The following is a 6,000-nucleotide window of genomic DNA, read 5'->3' on the forward strand; positions in this document are numbered from 1 at the left end:
ATACCTAGAGGCAGGAAGACTCCGACATAGGGACCAGGGGGCATGGGAAGTTCGGACTCAGCGCTTGCCGCCGAGCGGCTGCGCATCGACGGAGTGCTCGTGCAGCACTTCCGCGAGTCAGGGCTCACCGGGCCGCGCTGGGACCAGTTCCACCGTCAGCTTCTCGGACACGGCCTCACGATCGTTACGAAGCTCGTGCGGTCCGGCGCGGTGTTCTCCCGCTGTGGGCGGCACGGCCGCTACCTGCACCAGCAGGACATCTCGCCGCAGGAGGCCGAGGAGCTGGCGAGCGACGCGGTGTTCGAGGGATTCGTCTACTTCCGTGACCGGGGGTTGCTCGGCAGGCAGTGGTCGGTCGAGCACGGGCAGCCGTTGACCGAGTACTTCGTCAACGCCTGCGTGCTGGCGTTCCCGAACGTCTACCGGCGCTGGCAGACGCGGGCGGGCGGCTGGCAGGACGTGCAGCTGGTGGACACCTTCGCCTCGCTCGAGCACGTCGTGACCGAGGGGACTCCCGAGGACGCGGTCATCGAGCAGCAGGCGGCCAACGCCGCGTTCGCGACGTTGAGCGAGGACAGCAAGCGGTTGCTCTTCCTTCACGACCAGGGCTATTCGCACGCGGAGATCGCTGAGCTGTTGCGACTCACCCCGCGCGCGGTCGAGGGACGGATCCGGCGGGCGCGGCTCGCCATGCGCCGGCGTCCAGACGAGGAACGGTGATCTGCGTGGAGTTCTCACCCGGCCTGCATCGCAAGGTTCCCGCTGAAGCCGTTCAGCGCTCGTCCGTCGGTGGCCCGGTCTCGGCTTCAGCGGGCACCATTGACGCGCTGGTGGAGCGGACCGCGAGCGATCAGGGGCCGGTCGACCCGCCTGCACCCGCGTACTACTCGAAGCGCCCTGAGGCGGCCGAGGACCACGTAGCGCGTGCTGTGGCCGGTGATCGAGCCGCCATCGAACGGCTCCTCGGCACCATCCGGCCGTTGGTCGTTCGGTACTGCCGTGCGCGCGTTGGGTCGTACGCGTCGGCAGACGACGTGGCGCAGGACGTCTGTCTGGCCGTGCTGACGGCGCTGCCGAACTACCGGGAGCAGGGCAGGCCCTTCCTGGCCTTCGTCTACGGGATCGCCGCGCACAAGGTCGCTGACTCCTTCCGGAGCCATTCCAGGAACCGCGCGGAGGCCGTGTCCGAGCTGCCGGAGTCGATGGACACCGCAGCCGGGCCCGAGCAACGGGCGATGCAGGGGGAGCTGTCCGACCAGATGGCGGCGCTTCTGCGCGTGCTGCCCGACAAGCAGCGAGAGATCGTGGTGCTGCGTGTGGTGGTGGGCTTGTCGGCGGAGGAGACGGCGGAAGCCGTGGGCTCGACGCCCGGCGCGGTGCGGGTGGCTCAGCACCGGGCGTTGGCACGGCTGCGCAAGGAGATCAGTGGCGCCAGCGGGTGACGTTGGCGATTCCCTGCGGGCTCGCGTCCTTGTACCGCTCCATTTCACCGCGCCGGACGTCGGCGATCGTGCCCGCCAGCTCGTTGCCGAACGCCTCGGTGAGCACCGTGTCCTTCTCGAACTCCTCGACGGCCTCCTTGAGGGACGTGGGCAGGCGCGGGATGCCGTCCAGCAGCGCCGGGTCCACGTTGAGGCCCTCCGGCAGGGATGCCTGGGTGGCGATGCCGTCCAGACCGGCCGCGATGACGCCCGCGACGACGAGGTACGGGTTCGCGGTCAGATCGAAGCACTTGATCTCCAGGTTGTCCTGGATCAGGCGCAGTGAAGTTTCGCGGTTCTCCTCACCCCACGCCACGAACGGTGCTGACCACGTGTGCGGCACGAGCCTGAGGTAGCTCGCGAGAGAGGGACAGCCGATGGCGCACAACGCCCGGATGTGATTGAGCACGCCCGCGGTGAACTGCTTCGCCTCGTCCTGGAAGCCGGCGAAGAGGTTCGTGCCGTCGCGCCAGACGCTGAGGTGCAGGTGGCCGCCGTTGCCCACGCCGCCGTTGATCACCTTGGGCGAGAACGACGGGCGCATGCCGTGCCGCATCGTGACGGCGCGGATGGTCTCCCTCACGAGTACAGCGGTGTCTGCCGCCGCGAGCGGGTCTTCAGGCGCGGTGGAGACCTCGAACTGGCCGGCGGCGTACTCGGGGTGGAACTGGAGCACCTCGACGTTCTGCTGGTCCAGGGCGTTGAGGAGGTCGACGCAGTAGTCGGACAGCTCGACCTGGCGTGCGTGCCCGTAGGCGGCGCCGCTCGTCGCCGGAACCCAGTCGTCGGTGCCGGTCTTGCCGACGCACCACTCGATCTCGAAGCCGGCCTTGGCGGTGAGGCCACGGTCGGCGAGGTTCTGCCGTGCCTTGCGGGCCTGGAGGCGCTGGTCCATCGGGTACGGGACGCCGCTCTGGAAGTGGCGGTCGGCGGGCGCCCACGCCCAGCCCGGCTGGCCGGCGAGCACCGTGAGGCGGTCGAGGTCGGGGTGCAACCTCAGGTCGCCGACAGGGCCGCCGGCGAACCGGCCCTGGATGATCCAGTCGTCGAACAGGAACACGTCGAAGACCGGTGACGCGCCCACGCCGTGTGCTGCCGCGTGTGCCAGTCTGCGCAGAGGCACCGATTTGGTGCGCGTGATGCCGCTGTTGTCGACCCAGGTGAGGGCCACGACGCTCACTTCCCTGGCGTTGAGCCCGTCGAAGAGTTCCGTCGCCCGGTCGAACCGCTGGTCCCGTTCCGCAGAGTCCACGATCCTAAGGTTATGGGCATCTTGCCGTTCGTCGCCGAACTCGGGCTGATAGATCACCACTGCCACGGCGTGCTGCGCACCGACAGCACGCGTGAAGAGTTCGAGTCGCTGTTGCTGGAGGCTGACGCTGTCTCGCCGTTGGGCGGGTCTTTCTTCGACTCGGCGCTCGGCTTCGCGGTGCGGCGGTGGTGTGCCCCGCTGTTGGACCTGCCCCGGCACGCTTCGGCCGAGGCGTACCTCGAACGGCGGAATTCGCTGCACATCACCGAGGTGTCGCGGACGTTCCTGATGGCGTCCGGGATCCACACCTTCCTGGTGGACGGCGGGTTCCAGCCTGATCGGCTGCTGTCGGCCCCAGAGCTTGCGTCGCTGGCCGGGGCTGAGGCGCGCGAGATCGTGCGGCTGGAGCACCTCGCGGAGGAACTGTCCACGGCCGCCACGACCAACGAGTTCCTCTACCAGCTGCGGCTGCGTCTGCGGTCTCCGTCCGTGGTGGGGGCGAAGTCCGTTGCGGCGTACCGGATGGGGCTGGCGATCAGCGGCGAGCGGCCGACTGAGGACGAGGCGTTGCGAGCGATGTACGTCTGGCAGACGTGGAACCCCGGGCCGTTGAAGGACCCGGTGGTGATCTCGTGGTTGGCGTGGGAGGCGATGGACGCCGGGCTGCCGTTGCAGTTCCACGTGGGCTACGGCGACTCGGACATCGATCTGCACCGTTGCGATCCGTCGTTGTTGACGCCGTTCCTGCGCGCGACTTCGGGGCTGGGCGTGCCGGTGATGTTGTTGCACAACTACCCGTTCCACCGGCAGGCCGGGTATCTCGCGCAGGTGTTCCCACACGTGTTCTGCGATCTCGGCCTGGCCACCCACGGGCTGGGGCATCAGGCGTCGAGGGTGTTGGGTGAGGCGCTCGAGATCGTGCCCTACGGCAAGTTCTTGTTCTCGTCCGACGCGTTCGGTCTGCCCGAGTTGTACTACCTCGGCGCGTTGCTGTTCCGTCGCGCGTTGTCGGACTTCCTGGCCGACGGGCTGCGGCGCGATGCGTTTCTCGAGGAGGACGCGCATCGGATCGCACGACTCATCGCGTCGGAGAACGCGTCGCGTGTGTACAAACTGTAGGATTTTGCTCGAACTGACGTTCGAGAGGGGTGTTCATGGGTCGCAGTGCGAACCTGCCACGCGGCCTGCGCGACCGGTTCCGTGCTCGTGACGGCGTCTGGCCTGATGACACGGGCTGCCGCATGCTGCACGTCGACATGGACGCCTTCTACGCGTCGGTGGAGATCCGCGAACGTCCCGAGCTCGCCTCCGTGCCCGTCGTCGTCGGCGGTGTCGGTGGGCGTGGCGTCGTGTGTTCCGCGAACTACCTCGCGCGTGAGTACGGTGTGCGTTCCGCGATGCCGACCGCTCACGCGCGGCGGTTGATCCCAAATGCCGTGTACCTGTCACCGCAGTTCGACCTCTACCAGGAGGTCTCACGCGGGGTCATGGCGATCTTCCGCGACATCACGCCGCTGGTGGAGCCGTTGTCGTTGGACGAGGCGTTCCTGGACGTCGGCGGGGCTCTTCGCCGATTGGGTCTGACACCGGGTGGCGTGGGGGAGTTGATCAGGTCTCAGGTGTTCGCTGATCACGGTGTGTCCTGTTCTGTCGGCGTGGCATCGACCAAGTTCCTCGCGAAGCTCGCCTCTGGCATGTGCAAGCCCGACGGCATGATGGTCGTGCCGGCTTCGGCCACTTTGGAGTTCCTGCATCCGCTTCCGGTGTCCGCGTTGTGGGGTGTGGGCGCGAAAACCGCTGCGCGCCTTGAACAACTGGGCTTGGAGACCGTCGGCGACGTCGCCGCCACGCCTCTTCCTCGTTTGCGTCGCATGATCGGTGTTGCGCTGGCGGAGCACTTGTTCGCTTTGGCTGCCGGCGTCGACGATCGTGCGGTGGTGCCCACGTCGCGGGAGAAGTCGATCGGCGCGGAGGAGACCTTCGAGGTCGACCACTACGACCGCGATCTGTTGCGCCGCGAGCTGTTGAGGTTGTCCGAGCGCTCAGTGGGTTCGTTGCGCGCGAAGGGATTGCGCGGCCGAACGGTGTCGATCAAGGTCCGCTTCTCGGACTTCACGACGATCACCCGATCGCGGACGCTGCCCGTCTCGACCGACGTGACCCAGGAGGTCTACCGCACCGCCGTCGAGCTGCTCGACACCCAGGTCCCACCCGGCGCGGTCCGTCTGATCGGCGTCCGAATAGAGGGTCTTGACAACGCCGACTCCGCCCGGCAACTGATCTTCGACGCCCCAGAACGCGGCTGGCGCGAAGCCGAGCAAGCCGCTGACCAGGCCCGTTCCCGCTTCGGCTCGCTAGCCGTCCGCCCGGCGTCGCTGCTGAGCGACAGTCCAGAAAGGACAGCCGAGTTCGAACCGAAGCCTGAGTGATCGCGAGTTGTCCACAACCCGAGAGTTGTCCACAACTTCCCAGTTGACCCAACCTTCCCCCGGCCTCCCCGGCGCACCATGAACCCATGCGCCACCCCATCGACCTCGAAGCTCTGGGCACCCTCTTCGTCCACCGCGTAGCCCCCGTGGCAGCCCTGATCCACATAGGACTGTCCTCGGCCCTGATCGACCAACGATCCCGCCCAGGCGGCCCGTGGCAACGCCTGTTCCCCGGCGTCTTCCTGCTGTCCCGGGCCGGCCCCTCCCGGGAACAACTGGTGCAGGCGGCCCTCCTCTACGCAGGCGAGCGCTCCATGCTCACCGCCTTCGACGCCCTGTACCTGCACGGCATGAGATCCGTTCTCCCCTCAGCGGACGCGATCCACGTGCTGGCCCCACGCCACTCCCGAGCCTGGGGCCACGCCACCCTGCGCCTGGAACGCACAGACCGCCTCCCCAAACCGGCGATCCGCCGAGGCTTCCACGTAGCACCCCTGGAACGCGCGGCCGTGGACGCGATCCGCCGCACCCGCTCCATCGCCGACACCAAGGCCATCATCGAGGAGGTGTGCCACTTCGTAGGCGTACAAGTCCTACGCGCCGAACTGGCCCTCGCCCCGCGCAAGGGCACGACCCTGGCCCGCAAACTCCTGGGCGAATCCCCGGCCCGCCAATTGGAACTGGCCGTGATGGACCGCCCGCCAGTGGTCCCTCAGACCCGCGTCCCGCTGGCGATCAGCTAGACGAGTAAGTCCTAAGTCCGGGCGGTGGCTGCAGACGGACGAAGGGTGTTCAAGATCAGTTTGTGACGACCGACCTGAACACCCTTCTCACCGCA

6 protein-coding genes are annotated in these 6,000 nt (G+C 67.7%); 5 read left to right on the forward strand and 1 reads right to left on the reverse strand.

The features are described 5' to 3' along the window. Window positions 1–42: 42 nt before the first annotated feature. Both FXN61_RS23385 and FXN61_RS23390 read left to right on the forward strand, forming a co-directional pair. A complete protein-coding gene (locus FXN61_RS23385; protein ID WP_167976183.1) occupies window positions 43–720 on the forward strand; it encodes an RNA polymerase sigma factor in 678 nt (225 codons plus the stop codon). 209 nt (window positions 721–929) lie between these two features. Continuing rightward, window positions 930–1,442, forward strand: a complete 513-nt coding sequence (locus FXN61_RS23390) for a sigma-70 family RNA polymerase sigma factor (RefSeq protein ID WP_312877939.1) — start codon at window positions 930–932, stop codon at window positions 1,440–1,442. Here the strand turns inward: FXN61_RS23390 and FXN61_RS23395 are convergent. After that, entirely contained in the window at window positions 1,423–2,733 is a 1,311-nt protein-coding gene (locus FXN61_RS23395; protein WP_167976184.1) for a type I glutamate--ammonia ligase, read from the reverse strand. The genes FXN61_RS23390 and FXN61_RS23395 overlap by 20 nt on opposite strands. 12 nt (window positions 2,734–2,745) lie before the next feature. Here FXN61_RS23395 and FXN61_RS23400 point away from each other — a divergent pair, with 12 nt between their 5' ends. The 3 genes from FXN61_RS23400 (at window position 2,746) to FXN61_RS23410 (ending at window position 5,905) form a co-directional block, all read left to right on the forward strand. Continuing rightward, window positions 2,746–3,852: an amidohydrolase family protein gene (locus FXN61_RS23400; protein WP_167976185.1), complete on the forward strand. Its 1,107-nt coding sequence runs from the start codon at window positions 2,746–2,748 to the stop codon at window positions 3,850–3,852. Window positions 3,853–3,887: 35 nt separating this feature from the next. Next, window positions 3,888–5,162 carry a DNA polymerase IV gene (locus tag FXN61_RS23405; RefSeq protein ID WP_167976186.1) on the forward strand — a complete coding sequence of 425 codons (1,275 nt, stop codon included), beginning with the start codon at window positions 3,888–3,890 and terminating at the stop codon, window positions 5,160–5,162. Between the two features lie 86 nt (window positions 5,163–5,248). Continuing rightward, a complete protein-coding gene (locus tag FXN61_RS23410) occupies window positions 5,249–5,905 on the forward strand; it encodes a hypothetical protein (protein WP_167976187.1) in 657 nt (218 codons plus the stop codon). Window positions 5,906–6,000 lie beyond the last annotated feature (95 nt).

Origin of the sequence: Lentzea indica, from assembly GCF_012184385.1 — a bacterium.
GTDB lineage: Bacteria > Actinomycetota > Actinomycetes > Mycobacteriales > Pseudonocardiaceae > Lentzea > Lentzea indica.